The organism is Streptomyces sp. NPDC028305 (genome assembly GCF_055569495.1).
The window spans coordinates 317,646-344,303 of record NZ_JBVHTN010000001.1 but is presented as its reverse complement, the minus strand read 5'-3'; the positions used below and the strand labels follow the sequence as shown (position 1 = coordinate 344,303).

25 protein-coding genes are annotated in these 26,658 nt (G+C 71.5%); 17 read left to right on the top strand and 8 right to left on the bottom strand.

The genetic code is table 11. The features are described from left to right. Positions 1–12 precede the first annotated feature (12 nt). From ACZ4WQ_RS01575 to ACZ4WQ_RS01565, 3 genes are all read right to left on the bottom strand, one after another. Positions 13–846, bottom strand: a complete 834-nt coding sequence (locus tag ACZ4WQ_RS01575) for a thioredoxin domain-containing protein (protein WP_311724761.1) — start codon at positions 844–846, stop codon at positions 13–15. A 54-nt stretch (positions 847–900) separates the two neighbouring features. Then, the gene (locus ACZ4WQ_RS01570; RefSeq protein WP_385350484.1) at positions 901–1,581 is read right to left on the bottom strand and encodes a hypothetical protein; all 681 of its coding nucleotides are present in this window, start codon (positions 1,579–1,581) and stop codon (positions 901–903) included. Positions 1,582–1,678: 97 nt separating this feature from the next. Further along, a complete protein-coding gene (locus ACZ4WQ_RS01565; protein ID WP_311724763.1) occupies positions 1,679–3,004 on the bottom strand; it encodes a DUF2252 domain-containing protein in 1,326 nt (441 codons plus the stop codon). 202 nt (positions 3,005–3,206) lie between these two features. Here ACZ4WQ_RS01565 and dnaE point away from each other — a divergent pair, with 202 nt between their 5' ends. Beyond that, the gene (gene dnaE / locus ACZ4WQ_RS01560; protein WP_311724764.1) at positions 3,207–6,752 is read left to right on the top strand and encodes a DNA polymerase III subunit alpha; all 3,546 of its coding nucleotides are present in this window, start codon (positions 3,207–3,209) and stop codon (positions 6,750–6,752) included. A gap of 67 nt (positions 6,753–6,819) precedes the next feature. Here dnaE and ACZ4WQ_RS01555 read toward each other — a convergent pair whose 3' ends face one another. After that, the gene (locus tag ACZ4WQ_RS01555) at positions 6,820–7,020 is read right to left on the bottom strand and encodes a hypothetical protein (RefSeq protein WP_358848612.1); all 201 of its coding nucleotides are present in this window, start codon (positions 7,018–7,020) and stop codon (positions 6,820–6,822) included. Between the two features lie 275 nt (positions 7,021–7,295). Between ACZ4WQ_RS01555 and ACZ4WQ_RS01550 the strand changes: the two genes are divergently transcribed. From ACZ4WQ_RS01550 to ACZ4WQ_RS01535, 4 genes are all read left to right on the top strand, one after another. Further along, on the top strand, positions 7,296–8,660 hold the full coding sequence (locus ACZ4WQ_RS01550) for an NYN domain-containing protein (protein WP_468021914.1): 1,365 nt from the start codon (positions 7,296–7,298) through the stop codon (positions 8,658–8,660). A gap of 93 nt (positions 8,661–8,753) precedes the next feature. Then, entirely contained in the window at positions 8,754–9,773 is a 1,020-nt protein-coding gene (locus ACZ4WQ_RS01545) for an ABC transporter ATP-binding protein (RefSeq protein ID WP_385351010.1), read from the top strand. 76 nt (positions 9,774–9,849) lie between these two features. Further along, on the top strand, positions 9,850–10,692 hold the full coding sequence (locus ACZ4WQ_RS01540) for an ABC transporter permease (protein WP_468021913.1): 843 nt from the start codon (positions 9,850–9,852) through the stop codon (positions 10,690–10,692). A 134-nt stretch (positions 10,693–10,826) separates the two neighbouring features. After that, entirely contained in the window at positions 10,827–11,441 is a 615-nt protein-coding gene (locus ACZ4WQ_RS01535; RefSeq protein WP_385351013.1) for a DUF2567 domain-containing protein, read from the top strand. A gap of 54 nt (positions 11,442–11,495) precedes the next feature. On the opposite strand, the gene ACZ4WQ_RS01530 is transcribed toward ACZ4WQ_RS01535, so the two are convergent. Further along, positions 11,496–12,518 carry a LacI family DNA-binding transcriptional regulator gene (locus ACZ4WQ_RS01530; RefSeq protein ID WP_311724769.1) on the bottom strand — a complete coding sequence of 341 codons (1,023 nt, stop codon included), beginning with the start codon at positions 12,516–12,518 and terminating at the stop codon, positions 11,496–11,498. A 216-nt stretch (positions 12,519–12,734) separates the two neighbouring features. Between ACZ4WQ_RS01530 and ACZ4WQ_RS01525 the strand changes: the two genes are divergently transcribed. The 7 genes from ACZ4WQ_RS01525 (at position 12,735) to ACZ4WQ_RS01495 (ending at position 19,363) form a co-directional block, all read left to right on the top strand. Next, positions 12,735–13,739 (top strand): asparaginase, encoded by a 1,005-nt coding sequence (locus ACZ4WQ_RS01525; RefSeq protein WP_398370168.1) that lies wholly within the window; start codon positions 12,735–12,737, stop codon positions 13,737–13,739. Continuing rightward, on the top strand, positions 13,732–14,610 hold the full coding sequence (locus ACZ4WQ_RS01520; RefSeq protein WP_311724771.1) for a polysaccharide deacetylase family protein: 879 nt from the start codon (positions 13,732–13,734) through the stop codon (positions 14,608–14,610). Before ACZ4WQ_RS01525 ends, ACZ4WQ_RS01520 begins: the two co-directional genes overlap by 8 nt. A 259-nt stretch (positions 14,611–14,869) precedes the next feature. Then, entirely contained in the window at positions 14,870–16,198 is a 1,329-nt protein-coding gene (locus ACZ4WQ_RS01515) for an MFS transporter (RefSeq protein ID WP_311724772.1), read from the top strand. Positions 16,199–16,217: 19 nt separating this feature from the next. Beyond that, positions 16,218–16,997 carry an SDR family NAD(P)-dependent oxidoreductase gene (locus tag ACZ4WQ_RS01510; protein ID WP_468021912.1) on the top strand — a complete coding sequence of 260 codons (780 nt, stop codon included), beginning with the start codon at positions 16,218–16,220 and terminating at the stop codon, positions 16,995–16,997. Beyond that, the gene (locus ACZ4WQ_RS01505) at positions 16,994–17,773 is read left to right on the top strand and encodes an SDR family NAD(P)-dependent oxidoreductase (RefSeq protein WP_468021911.1); all 780 of its coding nucleotides are present in this window, start codon (positions 16,994–16,996) and stop codon (positions 17,771–17,773) included. The genes ACZ4WQ_RS01510 and ACZ4WQ_RS01505 overlap by 4 nt, the downstream gene beginning before the upstream one ends. 50 nt (positions 17,774–17,823) lie before the next feature. Next, positions 17,824–18,567, top strand: a complete 744-nt coding sequence (locus tag ACZ4WQ_RS01500; RefSeq protein WP_385351025.1) for a hypothetical protein — start codon at positions 17,824–17,826, stop codon at positions 18,565–18,567. Positions 18,568–18,853: 286 nt separating this feature from the next. Next, the gene (locus ACZ4WQ_RS01495; RefSeq protein ID WP_311724776.1) at positions 18,854–19,363 is read left to right on the top strand and encodes a DUF2690 domain-containing protein; all 510 of its coding nucleotides are present in this window, start codon (positions 18,854–18,856) and stop codon (positions 19,361–19,363) included. A 20-nt stretch (positions 19,364–19,383) separates the two neighbouring features. Here the strand turns inward: ACZ4WQ_RS01495 and ybaK are convergent, their stop codons facing one another. From ybaK to ACZ4WQ_RS01480, 3 genes are read right to left on the bottom strand one after another with little or no spacing between them, the layout of a single operon-like run. Then, positions 19,384–19,902: a Cys-tRNA(Pro) deacylase gene (ybaK, locus tag ACZ4WQ_RS01490; RefSeq protein WP_468021910.1), complete on the bottom strand. Its 519-nt coding sequence runs from the start codon at positions 19,900–19,902 to the stop codon at positions 19,384–19,386. A gap of 14 nt (positions 19,903–19,916) precedes the next feature. Continuing rightward, positions 19,917–20,657 (bottom strand): LON peptidase substrate-binding domain-containing protein, encoded by a 741-nt coding sequence (locus ACZ4WQ_RS01485; RefSeq protein WP_468021909.1) that lies wholly within the window; start codon positions 20,655–20,657, stop codon positions 19,917–19,919. A gap of 33 nt (positions 20,658–20,690) precedes the next feature. Beyond that, the gene (locus ACZ4WQ_RS01480; protein ID WP_311724779.1) at positions 20,691–22,283 is read right to left on the bottom strand and encodes an oxidoreductase; all 1,593 of its coding nucleotides are present in this window, start codon (positions 22,281–22,283) and stop codon (positions 20,691–20,693) included. 542 nt (positions 22,284–22,825) lie between these two features. On the opposite strand from ACZ4WQ_RS01480, the gene hisD reads away from it, so the two are divergent. The 5 genes from hisD to hisH are packed head-to-tail and all read left to right on the top strand — an operon-like array spanning position 22,826 to position 26,658. Beyond that, positions 22,826–24,151 carry a histidinol dehydrogenase gene (gene hisD, locus ACZ4WQ_RS01475; RefSeq protein WP_311724780.1) on the top strand — a complete coding sequence of 442 codons (1,326 nt, stop codon included), beginning with the start codon at positions 22,826–22,828 and terminating at the stop codon, positions 24,149–24,151. Beyond that, a complete protein-coding gene (locus ACZ4WQ_RS01470) occupies positions 24,148–25,266 on the top strand; it encodes a histidinol-phosphate transaminase (RefSeq protein ID WP_468021908.1) in 1,119 nt (372 codons plus the stop codon). Before hisD ends, ACZ4WQ_RS01470 begins: the two co-directional genes overlap by 4 nt. Further along, on the top strand, positions 25,263–25,856 hold the full coding sequence (gene hisB, locus ACZ4WQ_RS01465; RefSeq protein ID WP_358848625.1) for an imidazoleglycerol-phosphate dehydratase HisB: 594 nt from the start codon (positions 25,263–25,265) through the stop codon (positions 25,854–25,856). Before ACZ4WQ_RS01470 ends, hisB begins: the two co-directional genes overlap by 4 nt. After that, the gene (locus ACZ4WQ_RS01460) at positions 25,853–26,017 is read left to right on the top strand and encodes a hypothetical protein (RefSeq protein WP_311724784.1); all 165 of its coding nucleotides are present in this window, start codon (positions 25,853–25,855) and stop codon (positions 26,015–26,017) included. The genes hisB and ACZ4WQ_RS01460 overlap by 4 nt, the downstream gene beginning before the upstream one ends. After that, positions 26,014–26,658, top strand: coding sequence for an imidazole glycerol phosphate synthase subunit HisH (gene hisH / locus ACZ4WQ_RS01455; RefSeq protein WP_311725047.1), 645 nt, complete (start codon positions 26,014–26,016; stop codon positions 26,656–26,658). Before ACZ4WQ_RS01460 ends, hisH begins: the two co-directional genes overlap by 4 nt.

The following is a 26,658-nucleotide window of genomic DNA, read 5'->3' as shown; positions in this document are numbered from 1 at the left end:
CGCCCCTCGGCCCTACTTCTTGAGGTTCTGCTGGACCAGCGGGGTGAACTGGTCCGGGGTGAGCGGGACGCCCCCCTGGTCCGTCGTCAGGATCTTGCCGTTCAGCTTGAAGGTCGGGGTGCCGGTCACGTCCTTGGTGTCGTCGAACGTCTTCGACATGGCCAGCGCCCACCGGTCGTAGGTGCCGTTGGTCACGGCCTTCTCGAAGGTCGTGTTGCCCTTGAGCTCCTTGACCTGCTGGGCGATGGCGATCAGCTTCTGGTCGCTCGCGAAGGCGTCGTCGCTCTCCGTGGGGTGGTTCTTGGCCGAGTAGAGGGCCGACTTGTACTCCAGGAAGGCGTCGGGGCTGACGTTGAGGGCCGCGCCCAGGGCGCTCAGGGCGTTCTTCGAGCCGGACCCGTTGATTTCCTTCTTGTCGTCCAGGAAGGTGCCCATCGTGTACTGCGCCTTGAAGGTGCCGTTCTTGATGTCCTTCGCCAGGGTCGTGCCCGTGTACTGCTCGAACTGGGCGCAGATCGGGCAGCGCATGTCCTCGTAGACATGCAGGGTGTTCTTGGCGCTCTTGTTGCCGATGATCACGGTCGTGCCCTGGGGGCCGGTGGTGTGGGCGGGCTTGACCAGGGCCTTCTTCTCCGCGGCCGTCTTCCACTCCTGGCTGGCGTTTCCGCCGCCGTTCATCTGGGTGACGGCGTAGCCTATGCCGCCCGCTATCGCCAGGATGCCGACGACCGCGCCGCCGACGATCAGCTGGCGGCGCGCCCGGTCCTTCTTGGCCTGGCGCTCGCGCTCGGCGCGCATCCGCTCGCGTGCGGCCTGCTTGTTCTGGTGGTTGTTGCGGTTGCTCATGATGGATCGGTCTCCGTCGTGTGAAGGTCTGCGAAAGGGTGGGAATCGCTGTGCTCAGGCGGTGGCTGAGCACGGCGGACCACGCCGCACGACGGAGTGCACGAGGAGGGGGAGCGCCGGGACCGCACTCGCGGAGCGCTCCGGCCGCGGGGCCGGGTGCCGGGGCGCGAAGGCCGCGGTGACGACCGCGACGGCCAGCAGCAGCGGGCGGAAGGCGAAGGCGGCGAGCGAGGTCAGCAGCCGGGCCACGGCGGCCTCGCCGCGCCGCAGCCAGGCCGCGGCGAGCAGCCCGACCGCGACATGGGCGGCGAGCAGCAGCCAGGGGGTGGCGGAGCCCACGACGGACGTGAGCGCTCCGCTCCCGTCCGGCCCGGTGATCCGGGCCAGCGGGGAGCCGATGCCGCCACTGCCGCACAGGAGGTCCACGCCCAGGGAGCGCAGGGAGCCCGCCACGGGGCCGCCGGAGGGCCCGTAACAGGCGCTCTGGCCGGTGGTGAACACCGTGTCGGCGGCGAGCTCCAGGGGGACCAGGAGGGCGGCGATGCTCCAGTAGCCGCGCTCCCGGCCCGCCAGGGCGTACGCGATCACGAAGACGACGGCGGACAGCACCGCCACGGTCGACAGCGGCAGCGGTGTGCGCGACAGCAGAACGTGGGCGCCCGAGGACAGCGTGACGCACAGCGCTGTGAACAGCGCGGCGCGCAGTGCCCTCAGCAGTGGTCCCGTACCGTCCATAAGCATCGATTGTCACACGGTCGGCTGTAGGGGCGGCGTCAAGATCGTGGGCGGGGATCACTCCCCGCCCGGACCACCTATTGCTTTGAGCAGGGTCCTACAGGCCGGGAATGCGGCCGTTCCGGAAGAGGTCCACGAAGATCTGGTGGTCGGCCCGCGCCCGCGCCCCGTAGGAGTGCGCGAAGTCCACCAGCAACTCCGCGAAGCCGCCCTCGTCCGCCGCGATCACCGCGTCGATGGCCCGCTCGGTGGAGAAGGGCACCAGGGAGTGGCCGCTCTGGTCGTCGGCGGCCGCGTGCATGGTGGCCGTCGCCCGCCCCAGGTCGGCGACGACCGCCGCGATCTCGGCCGGGTCGTCGATGTCGGACCAGTCGAGATCCACCGCGTACGGGGAGACCTCGGCGACCAGCTGCCCCGTGCCGTCCAGCTCGGTCCAGCCCAGCCACGGGTCGGCGTGCGCCTGGAGGGCGCGCTGCGAGATGACCGTGCGGTGGCCCTCGTGGTGGAAGTACGAGCGCACCCGCTCGTCCAGGATGTGCCGGGAGACCGCCGGGGTCTGCGCCTGCTTCATGTAGATCACCACATCGTTCTCGAGGGCGTCGCTGTTGCCCTCCAGGAGGATGTTGTACGAGGGCAGCCCGGCGCTGCCGATGCCGATGCCGCGGCGGCCGACGACGTCCTTGACGCGGTAGGAGTCCGGCCGGGACAGGCTGGACTCGGGCAGCGTCTCCAGATAGCCGTCGAACGAGGCCAGGACCTTGTAGCGGGTCGCCGCGTCCAGCTCGACCGAGCCGCCGCCGGCCGAGAAGCGCCGCTCGAAGTCGCGGATCGAGGTCATCGAGTCCAGCAGCCCGAAACGGGTCAGCGAGCGGGCGTCACGCAGCGCGTCCAGCAGCGGGCCCTCGGCGGTCTCCAGGGTGAACGGCGGCACCTCGTCGTCCTTGGCGCCGACGGCCAGCGCGTGGATACGCTCGCGGTAGGCGGCGGCGTAGATGCGCACCAGCTCGCTGATCTTCTCGTCGCTGAGCGCCTTGGTGTACCCGATCAGCGCGACAGAGGCCGCGAAGCGCTTCAGGTCCCAGGTGAAGGGGCCGACATACGCCTCGTCGAAGTCGTTCACATTGAAGATCAGACGGCCGTTGGCGTCCATATAGGTGCCGAAGTTCTCGGCGTGGAGGTCACCGTGGATCCATACCCGGCCCGTGCGCTCGTCCAGGTAGGGGCCGCCGTCGCGCTCCTGCTCCACATCGGCGTAGAACAGCGAGGCCGTGCCGCGGTAGAACGCGAAGGCCGAGGCGGCCATCTTGCGGAACTTCACACGGAAGGCGGCCGGGTCGGCGGCGAGCAGCTCGCCGAAGGCGGTGTCGAAAACGGCGAGGATGTGCTCGCCGCGCTGTCCCGCCAGGGTCTGCTGGGTCGGCATCGCGGGGCGCCTCCTGGTGTCGTGGAGAAAGTATGTGAGTACGCGAAGAAGAGCATGACGAAGATCGCGAACGGGACGGCCCGTCCGTCCGTCCCAACGCCTGAGGCTACTCGTGGGTGCCCGTCCGCTGTCAGTCCGGAGGGGTAACCTTCGGAGCTGTTCCGCACACCCTTCATCGACCGTTCGCCGGAGGTCTGCCACCGTGACCAAGCCGCCCTTCACGCACCTGCATGTCCACACCCAGTACTCGCTGCTGGACGGTGCGGCGCGGCTCAAGGACATGTTCAACGCCTGCCAGGAAATGGGCATGACGCACATCGCCATGACCGACCATGGCAACCTCCACGGCGCGTACGACTTCTACCAGCAGGCGACCGGCGCGGGCATCACGCCGATCATCGGGATCGAGGCGTATGTCGCCCCCGAGTCGCGGCGCTACAAACGACGGGTCCAGTGGGGTCAGCCGCACCAGAAGCGGGACGACGTCTCCGGCTCCGGCGGTTACACCCACAAGACGATGTGGGCCTCCAACAAGGCCGGTCTGCACAACCTCTTCCGGCTCTCCTCGGACGCCTATATGGAGGGCTATTTCGTCAAGTGGCCCCGGATGGACAAGGAGACCATCGCCCAGTGGTCGGAGGGCCTGATCGCCTCCACGGGCTGCCCGTCCGGCGAGTTGCAGACCCGGCTGCGGCTCGGCCAGTTCGACGAGGCCCTCAAGGCCGCCTCGGAGTACCAGGACATCTTCGGCAAGGACCGGTACTTCCTGGAGCTGATGGACCACGGCATCGAGATCGAGCACCGGGTCCGGGACGGCCTGCTGGAGATCGGCAAGAAGCTCGGCATCCCCCCGCTGGTCACCAACGACTCGCACTACACCTATTCCCGTGAGTCCGTGGCCCATGACGCGCTGCTGTGCGTCCAGACCGGCAAGAACCTCTCCGACCCCGACCGCTTCCGCTTCGACGGCACCGGCTACTACCTGAAGTCGACGGACGAGATGTACGCCATCGACTCCTCCGACGCCTGGCAGGAGGGGTGCCGCAACACCCTGCTGGTCGCCGAGCAGATCGACGCCACCGGGTGGTTCGACAAGCGCGACCTGATGCCGCGCTTCGACGTGCCCGAGGGCTACACGGAGGTCTCCTGGTTCCAGGAGGAGGTCAAGCGCGGCATGGAGCGCCGGTACCCGGCCGGAGTCCCGGATGACCGCCAGAAGCAGGCCGAGTACGAGATGGACGTCATCATCCAGATGGGGTTCCCGGGCTACTTCCTCGTGGTCGCCGACTTCATCATGTGGGCGAAGAACAACGGCATCGCGGTGGGGCCCGGCCGTGGCTCCGCGGCCGGCTCGATCGTCGCGTACGCGATGGGCATCACCGACCTCGACCCGATCGACCACGGCCTGATCTTCGAGCGGTTCCTGAACCCCGAGCGCGTGTCCATGCCCGATGTCGACATCGACTTCGACGAGCGCAGGCGCGGCGAGGTGATCAGGTACGTCACCGAGAAATACGGCGCCGACAAGGTCGCCCAGATCGGCACGTACGGCACCATCAAGGCCAAGAACGCGATCAAGGACTCGGCCCGGGTGCTCGGCTACCCGTACGCGATGGGCGACCGGATCACCAAGGCCATGCCCGCCGATGTGCTCGGCAAGGGCATCCCGCTGTCCGGCATCACCGACGAGAAGCACCCCCGCTACAGCGAGGCGGCCGAGGTGCGCGGGATGTACGAGAACGAGGCGGACGTCAAGAAGGTCATCGACACCGCTCGCGGCATCGAGGGCCTGGTGCGGCAGATGGGTGTGCACGCCGCGGGCGTGATCATGTCCAGCGAGACCGTGACCGAGCATGTGCCGGTCTTCTCGCCGAAGAACGACGGCCAGGTCGTGACCCAGTGGGACTACCCCACCTGTGAGTCGCTCGGCCTGCTGAAGATGGACTTCCTCGGCCTGCGCAACCTGACCATCATGGATGACGCGGTCAAGATGGTGCGCCAGAACAAGGGCGTCGATCTCAAGCTGCTCGAGCTGCCGCTGGACGACCCCAAGACCTATGAGCTGCTGTGCCGGGGTGACACGCTCGGCGTCTTCCAGTTCGACGGCGGCCCCATGCGCTCCCTGCTGCGCATGATGAAGCCCGACAACTTCGAGGACATCTCCGCCGTGTCGGCCCTCTACCGGCCGGGCCCGATGGGCATGAACTCGCACATCAACTACGCGCTGCGGAAGAACGCCCAGCAGGAGATCACCCCGATCCACCCGGAGCTGGAGGAGCCGCTCAAGGAGGTCCTCGGCATCACCTACGGCCTGGTCGTCTACCAGGAGCAGGTGCAGAAGGCCGCCCAGGTGCTCGCGGGCTACTCGCTCGGCCAGGCCGACCTGCTGCGGCGCGCGATGGGCAAGAAGAAGAAGGAGGTCCTCGACAAGGAGTTCGTGCCCTTCCAGAAGGGCTGCCGTGAGCGCGGCTACTCCGACGCGGCCATCCAGGCGGTGTGGGACGTGCTGGTCCCGTTCGCCGGCTACGCCTTCAACAAGGCACACTCCTCCGCGTACGGCCTGGTCACGTACTGGACCGCGTATCTGAAGGCCAACTACCCCGCCGAGTACATGGCCGCGCTGCTCACCTCGGTGCGCGACGACAAGGACAAGTCGGCGATCTACCTCAACGAGTGCCGCCGCATGGGCATCAAGGTGCTCACGCCGAACGTCAACGAGTCCGAGGCGAACTTCGCCGCCCAGGGTGACGATGTGATCCTCTTCGGTCTCACCGCGGTCCGGAACGTGGGCGCCAACGTCGTCGAGGCGATCATCCGGGGCCGTAAGTCGAAGGGGAAGTACGCCTCCTTCCCGGACTACCTGGACAAGGTCGAGGCGGTCGTGTGCAACAAGCGCACCACCGAATCGCTGATCAAGGCCGGGGCCTTCGACGAGATGGGCCATACCCGCAAGGGGCTGACGGCCCACTACGAGACCATGATCGACAACGTGGTCGCGGTGAAGCGCAAGGAGGCCGAGGGGCAGTTCGACCTCTTCGGCGGGATGGGCGGCGACGACGGCGGGGGCGACGGGCCGGGCTTCGGGCTCGACGTCGAGTTCTCCGACATCGAGTGGGACAAGGCGTATCTGCTGGCCCAGGAGCGCGAGATGCTCGGCCTGTACGTCTCCGACCACCCGCTCTTCGGCATCGAGCACGTCCTCAACGACAAGGCCGACGCCGCCATCGCCCAGCTCACCGGCGGCGAGCATGCGGACGGCGCGGTGGTCACCATCGGCGGCATCATCTCGGGTCTCCAGCGCAAGATGACCAAGCAGGGCAACGCCTGGGCCATCGCCACCGTCGAGGATCTGGCGGGCTCCATCGACTGCATGTTCTTCCCCGCCACCTACCAGCTGGTCTCCACCCAGCTCGTCGAGGACACCGTCGTGTTCGTCAAGGGACGCCTCGACAAGCGCGAGGACGTGCCCCGGCTGGTCGCCATGGAGCTCATGGTCCCCGACCTCTCCGAGGCCGGGGCCAACGCGCCCGTCACGATCACCATCCCCACGGTGAAGGTCACCCCGCCGCTGGTCGAGAAGCTCGGCGAGGTGCTCACCCACCACCGGGGCTCCACCGAGGTGCGGATCAAGCTCCAGGGGGCGCGGAAGACGACGGTCCTCCGGCTCGACCGGCACCGGGTCACCGCCGACCCCGCGCTGTTCGGCGACCTGAAGGTGCTGCTGGGCCCGTCCTGCCTGGCGGGCTGACGGACCATCATTCGCGAGAGGGGCGCGCCCGCACCGGGCGCGCCCCTCAACCGCTTTCCGGCGGCTGTCAATTGTGGCCGAAGCTCTTCTGCCGGTCCTTACGGGCAGTGGCCGAAGGGGCCGCCTGGCCGCCCTCCGACCGCATGGCCTGCGACTGCTCGTCCATCGACGAGTCCTGGGACTGCTCGCCCTGGCGTTCGGCCATCCCGCGGCCCTGCCGCTGCTGCTGTTGCTGCTGCTTGCGGTCGCGGTTCTTGTTCTTAGCCATGGTGCTGTGCCTCCAGTTGGGATCGCCCCCCCAGAGGAAGAGCCCTCCGTGAAGAACACTGGCACGTCCGAGCGAAGGCTGCATTTCGGGCAATTACGGTGAGTGAGAAGGAGGGTCTTCGAGGGTAGGCCGTATCCGCCACGCCAGTGATCCAGTTCGGACTGATAACCCCCGCATCGTCGGGCACACTCCAGATAAGGCCGAACACGCGAATCTGAGGCACGGCTGCGCACGGGGGGCGACAGAGGACTGGACTTCAGGAAAGAGGGTGGAACGTGGACCGCTGCGTCGTCCTGGTGGACGCCGGCTATCTGCTGGGCGCCGCCGCGAGCCTGCTCGCCGGGGAGCCAGCCCGGTCCCGCATCTCAGTCGACCACGCGACCCTCATCCAGGGACTGCGCGAGCGCGCCGAAGCCGAGACCGAGCGACCACTGCTGCGCATCTACTGGTTCGACGGAGCCCCCGACCGCGTCCCCCAGCCCGAGCACCGGCGGCTGCGCGTCATGCCCCGCGTCACCGTCCGGCTGGGCGCCCTGACCCGCAGCGACGGCCGCTGGGCGCAGAAGGGCGTGGACGCCGCCATGCACGCCGAGCTCACCGAGCTGGCCCGCAACCGCGCCTGCTCCGACATCGTGCTCGTCACCGGCGACGGCGACCTGCTGCCCGGCCTGATGTCCGCGAAGGAACACGGCGTGGCCGTCCACCTGTGGGCCGTGCAGGCCGCCGACGGCGACTACAACCAGTCCGAGGACCTCGTCGCCGAGGCCGACGAGCGGCGGGTCCTGGACCGCGCGTGGATCACCCGGGCCGTCCGCGCCAAGGACCTCACCGGGGTCTGCGCGCCCGTCTCCGAGCCCCGGCCGGAGATCGCGGCCATCCTCTCCGCCCCGCTGCCCGAAACCGCCGCGGCGGCCGCCACCGGGGCGGTCGCCGGGGTTCCGGGCGTCCCCGGCGAGCCGGCCCCCGGCCGCAACGGCACCGCGCGGCCCGGCGGCGGGCCCGCCCGCGCCGCGGACGCCCCCGGGCGGCCCGCCGCCGACGCGTCCCCGGCGGGCGGCTCCGACGCCGCCGGCCCCGCCACGGCCACCGACCCGGCGGACGCCACGGATACGGGCTCCGCCCCCGGCGGCAGAGGGGTGCCCACGCCCAAGGACCTCGCGGACCTCGGCCGCGGCCCCGCCGGGAGCCACCCGGGCCCCCACCCGGCCCCCAGCGCCACGCTGCGCTGGTCCTCCGACAAGGGCTGGATCGAGCGCGGCCCGGGCACCGGGCTCGGCGAGCCGCCGGAGACCGCAGGGCTGCCCATGCTGGCCCAGCTCACCAGCCCGGAGCAGCGCTGGGCCGACCGGGAGGAGGACATCACCACCGTCAGCGGCGACCCCTTCGAGGTGGGCCAGGTCTTCGCCCGCCGCTGGATCGAGCGGCTCTCCGCCCCGGGCCACCTCCAGCAGCTCTCCACCGAATACCCCCGCATCCCCCACCGCATCGACGGGGAACTGCTCCGCTACGCCGCGCGCTTCGGGCTGCTCGCCCATAAGGACGACCAGATCGACGAGCACGACCGCTATGCGATCCGGGCGGGGTTCTGGCGCGAGATCGACACCCGCACGGCCGCCGAGCACGCCCCGGCGCCGGACTGAGGCCGGCATCCGGCTGGGGGCGCCCCACCCGGAGGCCGACTGCGGGCGACCCGAAGGCGGGCTCGGGTGATTGGGCGCGTACTCTCATAGCTCGTGAGGACGGGCGCGAAACAGGCTGTGGGCGGCGATGTGGTGTGCACCGTGCGCGGTCTGGTCAAGACCTATCCCGCCGCGCGCGGCCGCCGAGGGGTGCCCGCCGCGCCCGCCGTCCGGGCGAGCGACCGCATCGACCTCGACGTGCGCCGCGGCGAGGTGTTCGGGCTGCTCGGCCCGAACGGCGCCGGGAAGTCCACCCTGGTGCGCCAGCTCACCGGGCTGCTCCGCCCCGACGAGGGCAGCGTCCGGGTGCTCGGCCACGATCTCGTACGCCACCCCGAGCGCGCGGCGCGCCTCCTCGGCTATCTGGGGCAGGACTCGACCGCGCTGGACGAGCTGACCGTCGCGCTCGCCGCCGAGACGACGGGGCGGCTGCGCGGTCTTGACGTGCGCGCGGCCCGCGCGGAGCGGGACGCGGTGATCGAGGAGCTGGACCTCGGCGAGCTGGCCGGGCGCCCGCTCAAGAAGCTCTCCGGCGGGCAGCGGCGGCTGGCCTGCTTCGCCGCCGCGCTGGTGGGGGAGCGGCCGCTGCTGGTGCTGGACGAGCCGACCACCGGGATGGACCCCATCGCCCGGCGCGCGGTGTGGGCCGCGGTCGACCGGCGGCGCGCGGAGCGCGGGGCGACGGTGCTGCTGGTCACCCACAATGTGATCGAGGCGGAGACCGTGCTGGACCGGGTGGCGGTGCTGGACCGGGGCCGGGTCATCGCCTGCGACACCCCGGCCGGGCTGAAGACGCTGGTCGCCGACGAGGTCCGGGTGGAGCTCGTCTGGCGCGACGAGCCTCCGCTGGACGTGCCCGGGGTCGCGGCGCTCCGGGAGGCCGCGGAGGCCTCCGGGCGGCGCTGGACGCTGCGGATGGCCCCGGACGAGGCGCGGGCGGCCATCGCCACGGTGACCGGCGGCCCCGCCTTCGCCGCGCTCGACGACTTCACGCTGACGACCCCTAGCCTGGAGGACGTCTATCTCGCGCTCGGCGGCCGCTCTGAGGGGGCGCAGGGGCTGGTGAAGGCGTGACGACCACAGGCGTGAGGACCACAGACGTGGTGACCACAGGCGCCGCGGCCATCGCGGGGAACAGGAGCAGCGCAAGGTGAGTGTCGTGCCCGCGGAGGCCGTGTCCGGCGAAGACGCCCTGGCCGGGGCCGGCGAGGCGCCGTGGCTCGGCGGCGACGCCGCGCCCGCCCCGCTCGCGGCGCCGGCGCGGCTGCTGCCCGCGCTGGCCGCCGTCTACCGGGCGCAGCTGTCCCGGGCCCGGGTGGCCCGGATCCCGCTGCTGTTCGTGGCGACGTTCCAGTCCGTCGGGATCATGGTCCTGATGCGTGGGGTCGTGGACGGCGGGGTGGAGGCGCGGTCCGTGGTCGCCGGGTCCAGCGTGCTGGTCGTGGCGTTCGTCGCGCTGAACCTGCTGGCGCAGTACTTCGGGCAGCTGCGGGCGAGCGGAGGGCTCGACCACTACGCGACCCTGCCGGTGCCGCCCGCCGCCGTCGTGCTCGGCGCGGCTGCCGCGTACGCCTCCTTCACCGCACCCGGGACGGTGGTCACCGCGGTGGTGGGGAGCGTGCTGTTCCAGCTGCCGATGGCGCATCTGTGGGTGCTGGTCGCGGTGATCCCGCTGTCCGGCGCGGCGCTCGCGGGTCTGGGCGCGGCGCTCGGGCTGCTCGCGCCCCGTCAGGAACTGGCCACGCTGTGCGGGCAGTTGGGCATGTCGGCCGCGCTGCTGCTGGGCGTGCTGCCCGCCGAGCGGATGCCTGCCCCGGTGTCGTACCTGCGCGATCTGCTGCCGTCGACGTACGGTGTGGAGGCACTGGCGCGGTCCTTCGACGGACGGCCCGACTGGCTCGTGGTCTGTGTGGACCTCGGGGTGTGCGCGGGCGTGGCGGTGATCTCGCTGACCGCCGCGACCTGGGCGTATCGGCGGGCAGCCGTGCGGTGACGCGCCACGGCGGGCCTCCCGCCGACCGCAGTACGCCCATCGCCTGGCACCATGACGGGGTGACCGCACCGTTGACTCCGCACGATCAGCCCCAACAGCCGCATCAGCCGCATCAGGCTCCGTATGGAGGTGCTGTGCCGTACCCCTCAGCCCCGGACCACTCCGGGCCGGGCCCCTCGGCTCCGGACCAGTCCGAGCCCGGCCCCGAGCTGCGCGCCGAGCTGGTGCAGGCGGCGCTGGTGGCGATCGGGGTGGCGGTGTCCGGGGTGCTGCTCGGGCTGGTGTGGCTGTGGCTCGCGCCGCGGGTGCCGCTGGTCTGGATCGGCGACGGGATCTACTACCCGAAGGACGCGGAGGGCGAGCAGGCGATGGGGGCGGACGCGGTGTTCGCCCTGTGGGCGCTGGCCTTCGGCGCGGTGTCCGCGGCCGTCGTCTTCTGGTTCTTCCGGCGGGGCGGGATCGCGCTGGTCGTGGGGCTCGCCATCGGCGGGGTGCTGGCCTCCGTGATCGCCTGGCGGCTCGGCGTGTGGCTCGGGCCCGAGTCGAGCATCGAGGCCCACGCCAGGGCGGTGGGCCGGGGCGTGTCGTTCGACGCGCCGCTGAAGCTGGGGGCCAAGGGCGCGCTGCTGGCCTGGTCGCTGGCGGCCATGGCGGTACATCTGGGGCTCACCGCGCTGTTCGGGCCGCGGGACGAGGAGCCGGCGGAACTCGGTCCGCAGGGGCCGTTGGGTCCGCAGGGGCCGAAGTAATCCGGGCGCGGGTGCCCGGCCCGGTGTACGCCGGGCCGGTGTGTTCCGCTTCGTTCAGGACGGGACGCTGGAGGCCCGGACGATCAGCTCCGGGGCGAGGCGCTCGGACTCCACCGGCTCCCCCTCCAACAGCCTGACCAGAAGCCTCAGCCCCCGGCGGCCCATGTCCAGCATGGGCGATCTGACCGTGGTGAGCGGGAGCGGCAACTCCGCCGCCAGAGGCGTGTCGTTGAAGCCCACGACGGCCACATCCGCTCCGGCCCGTAGCCCCCGGTTGCGCAGCGCGCCGATCGCGCCGATGGCCGCGAAGTCGTTGACCGCGAAGACCGCCGTGGGCGGGTCCGGGGTGTCCAGCAGCCGCGCGGTCGCTTCGTGGCCGCCGGAGACGTCGAAGCGGGAGTGCGTGATGCGGTCCGCCGGAACGGGGAACCCCGCCTCGCGGTAGCGGTCCACGAGCCCGGCCGTGCGGTCGATGCCCGTGCTGGCGTACGGCTCGCCCGCGACCACGGCCACATCACGGTGGCCGAGCGACAGCAGATGCTCGGCGACCAGACGGCCGCCGAGGTAGTCGTCGCAGGTCACCGAGGGGTGGGCGGCCGCGGTGCGGCTGACGAGGACGAACGGTACGTCCCGGCCGGCCACCTCGTCGAGGAAGCGCCCGTCCACATACGCGTCGCCGAAGATCATGCCGTCGACGCGCCGCCCGATGACCATGTTGGTGCGGGTGCGCTGGGTCTCGGGGTTGTCACCCGTGTTGGCGACGAAGGTCGACAGGCCGTGTTCGGCGGCGGCCTCCTCGACGCCCTCGTAGATCGTCGCGAGCACGATGTCGGACAGCCGGGGGACCAGCACGCCGACCAGATTGCTGCGCCGCGTGCGCAGGCTGGTCGCATGGGGGTTGGGCTGGTAGCCGAGTTCGTCGGCGAGCCGGCGGATGCGCTCGACCGTGGTGCTGGAGGCGGCGCGCAGACTTTCATCCGGTTTGGCGTGCAACACCCGCGAGACCGTGGAGACATGCAGACCGAGCTGGTCGGCGATGGTCCGCAGGGTGACCGGTCGTGCTCGCTGCGTGCCCACTTCGGCTCGGCCTCCGGTTGTCCACTGCCGTACACGGACCTCGGTACAGCCAGTTAGCGCGATGGTAACAGCGGACCCCTTGACACCCGCCGTCGGTGACGCACATCCTACCCAAACGATTGCCCCAAACGTTTGGGCAATGAATCGAGCCACAGTGGCGCGTTTTTGCGCCACGGCTTTCCGTGGCCGCAGTTATCCGTGGATGAGGAGGCAGGGGTGCGCAGAATCGTCGTGCTGTCGACGGGCGGAACCATTGCCACGCGCCATGACGCCCAGGGCACCAGGCTCGCCGCCGATCCGGCGGACGCTCTGCTGGAGCGGCTCCCCTGGCCCGTGGGGGTGGCGGTCGAAGCGAAGGACGTGTTCTGCCTGGGCAGCTATCTGCTGACCCCGGCCGATATGCACGGCGTCGCCGTGGCCGCCCGCGAGGCGCTGGCGGACGAGGCGGTGAGCGGGGTCGTCGTCACCCACGGCACCGACACCCTCGAGGAGACCGCGTATCTGACGGACCTTTTCCACAACGATCCGCGGCCCGTGGTGTTCACCGGAGCCATGCGCCCGGCGGACGCCGCGGACAGCGACGGCCCGCGCAACCTCGCGGACGCCATCGCCGTGGCGGCCGCCGCCGAAGCGCGCGACCTGGGCGCGCTGGTCTCCTTCGACGGCCAGATCTACCCGGCGCGGGGCACCCGCAAGGCGCACACCACCGCCCCCGCCGCCTTCGCCGCCCCCGACGGCGGCCCGCTGGGGCGGGTGGGCGACGGCGAGGTGGCGATCTCGGCGGTGCCGGTCCGCCCCAAGCCGCTCGACCTCGCGGCCTTCCGCCCCGACCCCGACCGGGTGCGCACCGACATCGTCGCCTGCTACCCCGGCTGCGACACCCGGGCGCTGCGCGCGGTGGCCGACGCCGGCGCCCGGGCGGTGGTGCTCGAAGCCACCGGCGCGGGCAACGCCAACCCGGCGGTGGCCGAGGAGGTGGCCCGGCTCACCGCCTCCGGCGTCGTGGTCGCCCTGTCCACCCGGGTGCAGGCGGGGCCCGTCGCCGCGGTGTACGGCAACGGCGGCGGCGCCGATCTGCTGCGGGCCGGGGCCGTACCCACCGGCACACTGCGCCCGTCCCAGGCGCGGATCCTGCTCATCGCCCTGCTCGGCTGCTACGGCGACCCGGCGCGGGTGCGGGCCGAACTCAACAACTCACTGGAGAGGAACCACCATGGCTAAAGAGATCTTTGTGGCGTTCGGCGTGGATGTCGACGCGGTGGCGGGCTGGTTGGGCAGCTACGGCGGCGAGGACTCGCCCTGTGACATCTCCCGCGGCCTCTTCGCCGGAGAGGTCGGGGTGCCCCGGCTGCTCCGCCTGTTCCAGCGGAAGGAACTGCGCACCACCTGGTTCATCCCCGGCCACTCCGTGGAGACCTTCCCCGACCAGACCCGCCAGGTGGTCGACGCGGGCCATGAGATCGGCGCCCATGGCTACTCGCACGAGAACCCCATCGCCATGACCCGGGCCCAGGAGAGCGCCGTACTCGACCGCAGCATCGACCTCATCGAGAAGGTCGCGGGCCGCCGCCCCACCGGCTATGTCGCCCCCTGGTGGGAGTTCTCGCCGGTCACCAACGAGCTGCTGATCGAGCGCGGCATCACCTACGACCACTCGCTGATGCACAACGACTTCACGCCGTACCACGTCCGGGTGGGGGACAGCTGGACGAAGATCGACTACTCGCGGCCGGCCGAGGAGTGGATGAAGCCGCTGGTGCGCGGGGAGGAGACCGGGCTCATCGAGATCCCGGCCAACTGGTACCTCGACGACCTGCCGCCCATGATGTTCATCAAGGCGAGCGCGAACAGCCACGGCTTCGTCAGCCCGCGTGACCTGGAGCAGACCTGGCGCGACCAGTTCGACTGGGTGTACCGCGAGATGGACTACGCCGCGTTCACCATGACGATCCATCCCGATGTCTCCGGCCGGCCCCAGATGCTCCTCATGCTGGAGCGGCTCATCGAGTACATCAGCGGTCACGAGGGCGTGCGCTGGTCCACGTTCGACGAGATCGCCACCGACTTCAAGACCCGCACCCCCCTTTCGTAGGGCCCGCTTCCCTTCCCGGAGCCCTTAGGCCCGCTTCCCCAGGGCCCGCTTCCCCCGGGCCCGACACCCGCTCGACCCAGCCCCCGGGCGCGGCCACCCCGCGTCCGGGCCCGGTACCCCTCCCCGGTACCCCTCCCCGGACGACAGGCGATACGCCGCCGGGCTCCCGGCCCCACCCCCGGCCGAAGCAACCCCCTCACCCTCCCGCTCTCGCCGCGACGGCGCGGCGAACCCCCGCTTCCGACAAGGGGCACCTGTCATGACCACCGTCTCCTCCGAACCCACCACCCCCACCCGCAGACTGCCGCGCATCGGGGTCCGCACCACCAGACGAGCGACGGCCATCGCCTTCTGCGCCTGGGTCTTCGCCGTCTACGACTACATCCTGTTCGGCACCCTCCTGCCGGAGATCTCCGACCGCTTCGGGTGGAGCGAGGAACACGCCGCCCTCGTCTCCACCCTGATCTCGGTCGGAACGGCCGTCGTCGTCCTCGGCGTCGGCCCGCTCGTCGACCGGCTCGGCCGCCGCAAGGGCATGATCCTCACGGTGTCCGGCACCGCCCTGGCCTCCGCCGCCTCGGCCGGCACCATGAACGCCTCCTACCTGGTCGGCATCCGCTCCCTCGGCGGCCTCGGACTGTCCGAACAGGCCGTCAACACCACCTACCTGAACGAGATCTACGCCGTCACCGAAGACGAGGCGATCAAGAAGCGCCGCGGCTTCGTCTACAGCCTGGTGCAGTCCGGCTGGCCGGTCGGCACCCTGGTCGCCGCCGCCTTCGTGGCCATATTCCTCCCGCTCGTCGGCTGGCGCGGCTGCTTCCTGCTGGCCACCTTCCCCGCCATCGCCATCGCCCTGCTGCGCCGCGGCCTGCCCGAGACCCCGCAGTTCGAGCTCCAGCGGCGACTGCGCAAGCTGCGCCAGGAGGGCAAGGCCGACGAGGCCCGGCAGCTCGCCGCCGAGTACGGCGTGGACGAGACCCCCGCCGCCCCGCTGGTGGAGATCTTCCGCGGCCGCGCCCGCCGCAACACCCTGGTGCTGAGCTTCGCCTGGCTGGTCAACTGGTTCGGCATCCAGATCTTCAGCGTCCTGGGCACCACGGTCCTCACCAAGGCCAAGGGCATCAGCTTCGCCAACTCCCTGGTGCTGTTCATCGTCATCAACGCCGTCGGCTTCGCCGGATACCTCTTCCACGGCTGGGCCGGCGACCGCTACGGACGCCGCAATGTGATCGCCTTCGGCTGGATCCTCTCGGGGATCCTCTTCGCCCTCATGCTGACCGTCGCCCACGGCACCGTTTCCGTGGTGATCCTGTACTCGCTCGGGATGTTCTTCCTGATCGGCCCGTACGCGGCGATGCTCTTCTACATGGGTGAGTGCTACGACACCCAGTGCCGGGCCACCGGCACCTCGTTCATCAACGCCTTCAGCCAGCCCGGGGCCATCGCCGCCGGCGCGATCGCCACCGCGATGCTCGCCTCCGGCGCGCACTGGAACCAGACGGCACTGCTCGTCGGCGCGGTCGGCACCTTCCTGTCCGGCTTCGTGATGTTCGCCGCCCGCAGCGTCGACACCGTCGACGACTGAACCCACCCGGAGACCAACAGTGGTACGAACAGACCAGTCCGACCAGCCGGTCGCCGTCATCACGGGCGCGGCCAGCGGCATCGGCCGCGCGCTCGCGGTGGAGTACGCCCGCCGCGGGGTGCGCACCGTCATCGGCAGCTACCCCGGCGACCCCCACGACCCCGGGGAGACCGAGCGCCTGGTGCGCGCGGCGGGCGGGGAGTGCGTCCGCCACGAGGTGGACGTCCGCGACCCCGCGCAGGTCGAGGCGTTCGCGGAACACGCCCTGACCGTCTTCGGCCGCCTGGACATCGCCGTCGCCAACGCCGGGGTGCTGCGCCGGGCGCCGCTCGACCAACTCACCGACGAGGCCTGGGACGACATGCTCTCTGTCGACCTCACCGGAGTGCTGCGGACCCTGCGCTCCGCCGCCCGGCGGATGGCCGGATCCGGCGCGATGGTGGCGGTGTCCTCCATCGCGGGCGGGGTCTACGGCTGGGACTACCATGCCCACTACGCCGCCGCCAAGGCCGGGGTGCTGGGGCTGTGCCGCAGCCTCGCGGTCGAACTCGCCCCGCGGGGGATACGGGTCAACTCCCTCATCCCCGGGCTCATCGAATCCCCGCAGTCCACCGACCCCGTCAACTCGCTGGGCCCCGCCGGGCTCTCCCGCGCCGCGGCGGGCATCCCGGTGGGGCGGGTCGGGCGGCCCGAGGAGATCGCGTCCGCGATCGCCTATCTGACCTCGGACGACGCCTCGTACATCACGGGGCAGAGCCTGGTCGTGGACGGCGGGCTCACCGTGAGGATGCCGGCATGAGGGAGGACACGGGGCGCGACATGAGGCGGGACATGGGGAGAGGTGTGCTGGCAGGACGGACCGCGCTCGTCACCGGCGGGGCCAGCGGCATCGGCCGGGCCGTCGTCGAGGCGTACGCGGCCGAAGGGGCCCGGGTCGTGGTCGCCGACCGCGACGCGGAGCGCGCGAAGGCCGTGGCCGCCGAGAGCGGCGCGGCCGGGTACACGGCCCTGGACGTGAGCGACGCGGCCGTCGTCGAGGCGGCGATGTCGGCGGCGGTGAGCGAGTACGGCGGCATCGACATCCTGGTCAACGCCGCGGGCATCCTCACCGAGGCGCCCCTGCTGGAGATGGACCCGCGGCAGTGGTCCGAGACCATCGCGGTCGACCTCACCGGGGTCTTCCTCTGCTGCCGCTACGCCGTCCCGCAGATGGCGGAGCGCGGCTGGGGGCGGGTCATCAACATCGCCTCGCAGCTGGGCATCAAGGGCGGCCGCTCGCTGGCCCACTACGCCGCGGCCAAGGCCGGGGTCATCGGGCTGACCAAGTCGCTGGCGCTGGAGGTCGCGGAGCGGGGCGTCCTGGTGAACGCCATCGCGCCGGGGCCGATCGAGACGCCGATGGTCGCCGCGATCACCCCGGAGTGGAAGGCCGCCAAACAGGCGGAGCTGCCGCTGGGCCGGTTCGGCCGGCCCGAGGAGGTCGCGCCGACCGCCGTCCTGCTCGCCAGCGACCCCGGTGGCAATCTGTACGTCGGCCAGACCCTCGGCCCCAACAGCGGCGACGTCATGCCGTAGGCCGTGTTCGGCCGGTGCGGTCGGCGCGGTCGGGAGGAAGGAGACGCGGGATGTGCGGGGCGTGCGGAGAGCGCGGCGCGTTCGACTGGGCGCGGCCGTGGACCAGCGGGCTCGCGGCCCGTCGGGCCGTGGCCGCCGCGGCGCTGCGCGCGGGCGCCCGGCCCGGGGTGCGGGTGACGGCGGGGAGCGGGGGCTGGCTGGTGACCGGCCCGACCGGCGCCGTCACCTCCTGCGAAGACCTCACGGCGCTCGTCGCCGCGGTACGCCGCCTGGCGGCGGGGGCGGACCCGGCCCCGCCGGACGCCGGCCGGCCCTCCGGCCGGCTCGCGACCCCGGCGGACGACCGGCGGGCGGGGGTCGTGCTGAAGGTCGGCCCGACCGGCGCCGGGCCCCGGGCCGTGCCGGAGACGCTGCTGGAGACGGCGCTGGCGGAAGGCCGGGCCGAGGTGGTGCTGGAGACCCCGGCGGCGGCCCGGTCGGCCCTGGCCCACCTCGCCTCGCCCGCCTGGTCGAGGCGCGCCTATCTCAGCCGGATCGAGGGGGTGAGCGAGCCCTGGGGGCGCCCGGCGCCCGTGTGGCGCCCACCGCAGCCGAGCGGCCCCGACCCCGGCGCACTGGCCGCCGATGTGCTGGTCGGGCTGGAGTGGACGCGGCAGAGCGGGCGGCTGACCGGGGCGGCGCTCGCCGTACGGACCCCGCTCGGGGTCGGCGCCGAGCTGGATGTGGAGATCCGTGACGGGCATGTGGTGCGGGCACTGACCGTGGCCGACGAACCACCGCTGAGACCTGGCTGACGGGGACGGTGGCGCACAGGCGCTCTGTTCACTGTCGGTCATCGCTGGGATACTTCGGGTGATTCAGTCTGGCGTAGTGGAACCCCTCTGGGAGGTGGCCATGGGATCGGACAACGGTGGAGCGTCCACCTCTCCGTCCCCGGGACGTGACGAGTCACCGGCGGCCCCGGGACCGGATCCGGCCCCGGACCCCGCCCCGGACCCGGCGCCCGGCGGCAGCGGAGGCGCGCGGAGCCGTTTACGGCGGATCGGATCCTGGATCAGCAGCCATGGACCGCAGACACTCGTGGGTGCCACGGTCGTCGCGGTGGTCGCCGCGATGGCCGCGGCTGTGGTGTCCGGGCTGTTCGAGAGCGACAGCGGGGGCGACGATCAGGCGCGACCGTCCTCGGCGGCCGGCCCGACCGGCGGTAAGGCCGAGGAGTGCAGGGGCGAGCGGTGCCGGATGCTGAAGCCCGCCGAGGCCGGTTGCGACGACGACGCCCAGGTGCTGCGCCAAAAGGATCAGCCAGTGGTCCTCCAGCTCAAGTACAGCCCGGACTGTGCGGCGGCCTGGGCCAAGATCACCAGCGGCGAGGTGGGCGACCAGGTCGTCATCACGCCCGAGGGCGGCAAACCGGCCCGGGACGTCATCGCCACCGGGAACGACAACCACACCTCGATGGTCCCGGCCGAAGGGAACTTCAGGCTCCAGGCCTGCGCCGAGCCCGACGACTCCGACGGCAGCCCGAAGTGGCAGAAGTTCTGCGTCGAGGCCACCGCCGCGGACGTGAAGCGCACGGCGCCCGCGTCCTGACGCGAGTGCCGTCCGGCGTCTCAGACCACGGGCGGCGCGTGCCGGGCGTCGAAGCGCGCGATCGGCGCCAGCACCGCGTCCGTGAGCGCGGCGAGATCCTCCGGCGACAGCTCGACCTCCAGCCCGCGGCGGCCCGCGGAGACGCAGATCGTCTCGTACGTGGCCGCCGACGCGTCCACTGCCGTGGGCAGGCGCTTGCGCTGGCCGAGCGGGGAGATCCCGCCCAGCACATAGCCCGTGGTGCGCTCGGCCGCCGCCGGGTCGGCCATCGCCGCGCGCTTGCCGCCCACCGCCGCCGCCAGGGCCTTGAGGTCGAGCGTGGCGGAGACGGGCACCACCGCGACGGTGAGTCCGCCGTCGACGTTCGCGATCAGGGTCTTGAAGACCCGGGCGGGATCCACGCCCAGGGCCTGCGCGGCCTCCTCGCCGTACGAGGGGGCCGCCGGGTCGTGCTCGTAGGCGTGCACCGTGAAGTCGGTGCCCGCCGCGGTCAGGGCGGTGGTGGCCGGGGTACCGGCGGAGGACTTCTTCTTGGCCATATCCGGTGGTGTGCTCAGTTGGGGCTGGTGGGGTGGCGGGTCAGATCGACCGCCGGCAGCGACGGGAGCTTACCGATGACCGCGCTCTCCGCGCGCAGCATTTTCAGCTCCTCGGCCAGCCGGGTGGCGGTGTCGGGAGCCTGGAGCAGCCGCTGCTTGGCGGGCGTGTCGAGCACGGCGGCGGCCGCGACCAGGTACGAGAGCACGGACGGCTCGCCCGGCAGCTCCTGCTGGGCGGCCAGGGTGCGCTCGCGGGCCCCCGCGAGCCGCTTCTGGTAGGTGCGGAAGGCGCGTACGACCCCCGAGGCCAGCGCCCCGGCGCCGTCCCCCGGCTTCTCGTCGAGCTCGTCGACCTCGGCCGTCAGATACGGGCCGGAGGAGTCGACCGAGCGCAGCTCGAAGCGGGTGGTGCCGGTGGCGAGCACCTCGAAGGTGCCGTCCTTCTGCTTCCGGATGGTGGCCGCGTCCGCGATACAGCCGACGGCGTGGAAGGACTTCATGGGGTCGGGCCCGAACCCGGCCGCCGCGCCGCGCTCGGGCTCGGCGGTGGGGTCCGGGAGGCCGATCGCGGTGGCCGCGACCTCGCGGCCGTCCCGGATGGCGATGACGCCGAAGCGGCGCGGCGCGTCCTCGGGGAGCGCCAACAGATCGCGCATCATGGCGCGATACCGCTGCTCGAAGACGTTCAGGGGCATGACGAGCCCCGGGAACAGCACCGTGTTCAGCGGGAAGAGCGGAAGGCGCGCGGAGGTCACGGGCGTTAAGCCTAATGGCCCCGCGCGCTCCGATCACTGGCGGCGCAGCAGCCGGGACGCGCCGGCGGCGACCGTGGTGGCCAGTATCCAGCCGAGCATGACCATCACGATGGCCGCCCACTGCACCGCGCCGTCGGGTTTCCAGTAGCCGTCCTGGCCCAGGTCGATCACCGGAAGCAGCAGGTCGAGGGTGTACAGCGAGGCGTTCCAGTTCGGCGACTCGCCCGGCTTGATGGGATCCGGCCGGTTGTGGGCGAAGAACACCGAGCCGATCGCCCACAGCACCGCCATCCACACCGCCGCCCGGCCGGGGCGGTAGCCGTAGGCCACGGTCCAGTCCTGGAGATATCCCCAGAGTTTTCCGGCCGGCGGCAGCGTCTCGCGCCGCCGCCGCTCCTTGGCGAGCAGCACCTCGCGCGCCTCCGCGTCCTCGCCGCTGGTACGCATGGCCGTGGCGAGCGTCTCGTACGGCCCCCGGGAGAACTCCGGGGTCGCGGCCGCCACCCACTCCAGCCGCCGGGAGAGCGGGAAGTGGCCGACCGGGATCAGACACTCGTAGGAGAAGCCAGCCATGGCCAGCCCGCCGGGGCCCGGCCAGCTGACCGACTTGTCGACCAGGTTGACCACCCGCGCGCCGGAGAGGATCACCCGCCCGCGCTGCGGCCGCTCCCCGACGAACCGCAGCTCCGGCGTCTGGATGCGGCGCAGCGACAGCTCCTGGTCGTTCTCCATGATGAAGCGGGCCTGGTCGAAGTCGACCGCGTCGTTGAACCGCCCGTCGTCCAGGCGCATGCCGCCCTCGCACTCGAAGCGCTGGATGCGCGTCCCGCGCGTCGGCGTGTTGCTGGTGCCGTACGGCGGGGTGGAGCTGCCGTAGCTGCTCACCCCGGCGGCGGTCAGGTAGAGGCTGCGCTCGACGGTCAGCTGCGGGGCGTTCAGCGCCCGGCGGCCGTACGGATTGCGCAGCTGGGCGCCGCGCAGGCTGAGCGACACGCCGATCTGCGCGCCGCGCATGCTCAGCTCGCCGTGTGACTCGATCATCTCGGCCTGGAGATCCTGGCCTACGGTCAGCCCGTCCGCGGTGATCGACTGGCCCCGGCGGTCCCGGCGCACCACTAACTGGTTGAGCAGCAGATCCGTGCCTATATGGGCGTCGGTGAGCCGGATGCCGTGCTCCACGATGCACCGCGGCAGATGCAGATCGCCCTCGGTGCGCAGCCGGGCCGCCTCCAGCCGCGGCAGGGCGCAGCCGACCAGGCGGAGGGTGGTGAAGTGGGATTCGGGGAGCAGCACCTCCTGCTCGAAGCGGCAGTTCTTCATCTCCACATACGGCTCGATGGAGCCGCCGGCCAGGTCCAGCTGGCCCGTGATGTGCACCCCGTTGAGCTTGAGCGCGGCCACCCGGCCCGGCTGCGGGGGAGGGCCGTCGAGCAGCAGGAGGGCGACGACCCGGGCGCGCACACTGCGCTCGGGTCCCCAGGCGTAGGGGCCGGAGGGGTCGTTGCGCTGGGGGTGGGCGGTGCGCAGATCGTGGGTGCTGCCGTTGCGGAACGCCTGCCACATGCCCCACTCCGCGGTGGTCAGGTCGAGCCCCGGGGGTGGATCGCCGTCGCGTGGCTCGGTCACAGCCGTGTCCCCTCCTGTTCTCCGTACCCCCGTACGGATCCCCATTCCCGCTGAGTAACCGCTTGAACGCTTGCGGTCAGAGCCAAACTGTAGGGGGCGGCACATGTTCACTCGGGTGGGGGAGTATGGAATCGGCTTAGCTCGATCGTGTGATGTGCTGCTTGTGGGCTTGTGCTCTTCGGGGCAGGCAGGGGTAGCTTGGCTGTGCGATCTGGGACGCCGGGTGCGGTGCCAGCGTGCGGGGCCCCTGCTCCACCAGAGAGATGGTTCAGGGCCTCCCCGTCGCCTCTGGCTGTATCCACATGGCCAGGTCGTCAGGGACTCCGCCCTTCCGGGATCGGACCACGGACAGGATCCGTGTCGCCGCCCGGTTGCGAAAGCGGACGACCAGGGGGCACCTCCCAGCGGTAGCTGGGGGAGCGCCCAGCACCGTTCGGGGCGTGCCAGTGTGGGGGGCACTCCGCTCACTGTCGAGGAACGGTACGTATCACTCACTGATACGGGGGGCGGGCCGCCGGTGCGGGTCTGAGACAATTGATCGCGTGATCTCCCGTATCGATCTGCGCGGTGCCGCCTTCCCGGAGGGCGGGATCGACCGCGACCTGTTGCCCCGTGCCGAGCTCGACGTCGAGGCCGCCCTGGAGAAGGTGCGGCCGATCTGCGACGACGTGCGCCATCGCGGCACCGCGGCGCTGATCGACTACGCGCGGCGGTTCGACGGTGTGACGATCGAGCGGGTGCGGGTCCCCCAGGAGGCGCTGACCAGCGCCCTTGAGGAGCTGGACCCCGCCGTGCGGGCGGCCCTGGAGGAGTCCATCCGCCGGGCCCGGCTGGTCCACCGCGAGCAGCGGCGCGCCGACCACACCACGCAGGTCGTGCCGGGCGGCACGGTCACCGAGCGCTGGGTGCCGGTCGAGCGGGTGGGGCTCTATGTGCCGGGCGGGCGGTCCGTCTACCCGTCCTCCGTAGTGATGAACGTGGTGCCCGCGCAGGAGGCCGGGGTCGGCTCGATGGCCGTCTCCTCGCCGCCCCAGCGTGACTTCGGCGGGCTGCCGCACCCCACCATCCTGGCGGCCTGCGCGCTGCTCGGCGTGGACGAGGTGTACGCGGCGGGCGGCGCCCAGGCGGTCGCCATGTTCGCGTACGGCACCGAGGAGTGCCGCCCGGTCTCCATGGTCACCGGGCCGGGGAACATCTTTGTGGCCGCCGCCAAGCGGCTGCTCAAGGGGCGCATCGGCATCGACGCCGAGGCCGGCCCCACCGAGATCGCGATCCTCGCCGACGCCACCGCCGACCCGGTCCATGTCGCCGCCGACCTGATCAGCCAGGCCGAGCACGACCCGCTGGCCGCCTCGGTGCTGGTCACCGACTCCGAGGAGCTGGCCTCGGCGGTCGAGAAGCAGCTGGACGCGCAGGTCGCCGCCACCAAACACGTCGAGGACCGGATCCGCCCGGCGCTGTCCGGGCGCCAGTCCGGCATCGTGCTGGTCGACGGCGTCGACGAGGGGCTCGCGGTCGTGGACGCCTACGCCGCCGAGCACCTGGAGATCCAGACGAGGGACGCGGCGGCGGTCGCGGCCCGGGTGCGGAACGCCGGAGCGATCTTCGTCGGCCCGTACGCGCCGGTCAGCCTCGGCGACTACGCGGCGGGGTCCAACCATGTGCTGCCCACCGGCGGCTGCGCCTGTCACTCCTCGGGGCTCTCGGTGCAGTCCTTCCTGCGCGGCATCCATGTCGTGGACTACACGCGGGAGGCGCTGGCGGAAGTGGCCGGCCATGTGGTGACGCTCGCCGAGGCGGAGGATCTGCCCGCCCACGGCGCCGCGGTGAAGGCAAGGTTCGACTGGAAGGTGCCAGGGGACAAGTGACCGGGATCGACGATCTCCCCATCAGGGACGAGCTGCGCGGCAAGTCCCCGTACGGCGCTCCCCAGCTGGATGTGCCGGTGCGCCTGAACACCAACGAGAATCCGTACCCGCTGCCCGAGGCGCTGGTGGCCCGGATCGCCGAGCGGGTCACCGAGGCGGCCCGCCACCTCAACCGCTACCCGGACCGGGACGCGATCGAGCTGCGCACCGAGCTGGCGAAGTATCTGACCCGCACCGCCGGGCACGAGGTCGGCGTGGCCAACCTGTGGGCCGCCAACGGCTCCAACGAGGTGCTTCAGCAGCTGCTCCAGACCTTCGGCGGGCCCGGGCGTTCGGCCATCGGCTTCGAGCCCTCGTACTCGATGCACGCGCTGATCTCACGCGGCACCGGCACCCGCTGGATCTCCGGCCCGCGGAACGCCGACTTCACCATCGACGTCGACGCGGCCCGCGCGGCCATCGCCGAGCACCGCCCCGACGTCGTCTTCATCACCTCGCCGAACAACCCGACCGGCACCGCCGTCGAGGCCGAGACCGTCCTGGCCCTCCACGACGCGGCCCAGGCGGCGCGGGCGAACGCGGCCGGGGCGTTGGTGGTGATCGACGAGGCGTACGGCGAGTTCAGCCACCGCCCCTCGCTGCTTCCGCTGATCGAGGGACGGCCCCGGCTGGTCCTCTCCCGAACGATGTCCAAGGCCTTCGGCGCTGCCGGGCTGCGCCTCGGCTATCTCGCCGCCACCCCGGCGGTGGTGGACGCCGTCCAGCTGGTCCGCCTGCCCTACCACCTGTCCTCCGTCACCCAGGCCACCGCGCTGGCCGCCCTCGAGCACACCGATACCCTGCTCGGGTACGTCGAGGCGCTCAAGGCCGAGCGGGACCGGCTGGTGAGCGAGTTGCGCGCACTCGGCTGCGAGGTGACCGATTCGGACGCCAACTTTGTGCAGTTCGGCCGCTTCGAGGACGCCCACACGGCGTGGCAGGCCCTGCTGGACCGGGGGGTTCTGGTCCGTGACAACGGAGTGCCGGGCAGGCTGCGGGTCACCGCGGGTACCCCGGCCGAGAACGACGCGTTCCTCGACGCGGTCCGTGAGCTGATGAAGGAGAGAAGCGCATGACCCGCGTGGGCCGTGTGGAGCGCACCACCAAGGAAACCTCGGTCGTCGTCGAGATCGACCTCGACGGCTCCGGCAAGGTCGATGTATCGACGGGTGTCGGTTTCTACGACCACATGCTCGACCAGCTCGGCCGCCACGGTCTCTTCGACCTCACCGTCAAGACCGAGGGCGACCTGCACATCGACTCCCACCACACCATCGAGGACACCGCCCTCGCGCTCGGCGCCGCCTTCAAGCAGGCGCTCGGCGACAAGGTGGGGATCTACCGCTTCGGCAACTGCACGGTGCCGCTGGACGAGTCGCTGGCCCAGGTGACCGTCGACCTCTCGGGCCGCCCGTACCTGGTGCACACCGAGCCGGAGAACATGGCGCCGATGATCGGCAGCTATGACACGACGATGACCCGGCACATCCTGGAGTCCTTCGTCGCGCAGGCGCAGATCGCCCTCCACGTCCACGTCCCGTACGGGCGGAACGCCCACCACATCGTCGAATGCCAGTTCAAGGCGCTGGCGCGGGCGCTGCGCTACGCGAGCGAGCGCGACCCCCGGGCCGCCGGAATTCTCCCCTCCACGAAGGGCGCCCTGTGAGCGGTCTTTCCACTGTCTTCATCGTTCTCGGTCTGTTTCTGCTCGGCGGGGTCTACTCCTTCGTCAAGCAGGGCCTGCCCAAGAGCGTCATCGTGCTGCTCGGCATCGGCGCGGCGATGTCGCTCACGGCCGGAATCCTTCGGCTGGAGGTGTGGAGTTGACGGCCGGCGCCAAGAAGGTCGTCGTCTTCGACTACGGCTTCGGCAACGTACGGTCCGCCGAGCGGGCCCTCGCCCATGTCGGCGCGGATGTCGAGATCACCCGTGACTACGACCGCGCCACCGCCGCCGACGGCCTCCTGGTGCCCGGCGTCGGCGCCTTCGCCGCCTGTATGAAGGGGCTGCGCGAGGCCCGCGGCGACTGGATCGTGGGGCGCCGGCTGTCCGGCGGGCGCCCGGTCATGGGCATCTGCGTGGGCATGCAGATCCTCTTCGGGCGCGGCATCGAGCACGGCGTCGAGGCCGAGGGCCTGGACGAGTGGCCCGGCACCGTCGAGCAGCTGAAGGCCCCCGTCGTCCCCCACATGGGGTGGAACACGGTCGAGGCGCCCGAGGACTCCCAGCTCTTCGCGGGCCTGGACGACGACGCCCGCTTCTACTTCGTGCACTCCTACGCGGTCCGCACCTGGGAGCTCGAAGTGACCAACCCGAACATCCGCGCCCCCAAGGTCACCTGGGCCACTCACGGCGAGCCGTTCGTCGCCGCGGTCGAGAACGGACCACTGTGGGCCACCCAGTTCCACCCCGAGAAGTCAGGTGACGCCGGAGCGCAGCTGCTGCGCAACTGGCTCGACACGCTCTGA

Excerpts from the sequence above, each read along its gene's own strand:
- ACZ4WQ_RS01520 (WP_311724771.1), top strand. The coding sequence starts at position 13,732 with ATGGCTAAAGAGATCTTTGTGGCGTTCGGCGTGGATGTCGACGCGGTG.
- hisB (WP_358848625.1), top strand. The coding sequence starts at position 25,263 with ATGACCCGCGTGGGCCGTGTGGAGCGCACCACCAAGGAAACCTCGGTC.
- ACZ4WQ_RS01555 (WP_358848612.1), bottom strand. The coding sequence starts at position 7,020 with ATGGCTAAGAACAAGAACCGCGACCGCAAGCAGCAGCAACAGCAGCAG.
- ACZ4WQ_RS01505 (WP_468021911.1), top strand. The coding sequence starts at position 16,994 with ATGAGGGAGGACACGGGGCGCGACATGAGGCGGGACATGGGGAGAGGT.
- ACZ4WQ_RS01565 (WP_311724763.1), bottom strand. The coding sequence starts at position 3,004 with ATGCCGACCCAGCAGACCCTGGCGGGACAGCGCGGCGAGCACATCCTC.
- ACZ4WQ_RS01570 (WP_385350484.1), bottom strand. The coding sequence starts at position 1,581 with ATGGACGGTACGGGACCACTGCTGAGGGCACTGCGCGCCGCGCTGTTC.
- ACZ4WQ_RS01575 (WP_311724761.1), bottom strand. The coding sequence starts at position 846 with ATGAGCAACCGCAACAACCACCAGAACAAGCAGGCCGCACGCGAGCGG.
- ACZ4WQ_RS01515 (WP_311724772.1), top strand. The coding sequence starts at position 14,870 with ATGACCACCGTCTCCTCCGAACCCACCACCCCCACCCGCAGACTGCCG.
- ybaK (WP_468021910.1), bottom strand. The coding sequence starts at position 19,902 with ATGGCCAAGAAGAAGTCCTCCGCCGGTACCCCGGCCACCACCGCCCTG.
- ACZ4WQ_RS01500 (WP_385351025.1), top strand. The coding sequence starts at position 17,824 with ATGTGCGGGGCGTGCGGAGAGCGCGGCGCGTTCGACTGGGCGCGGCCG.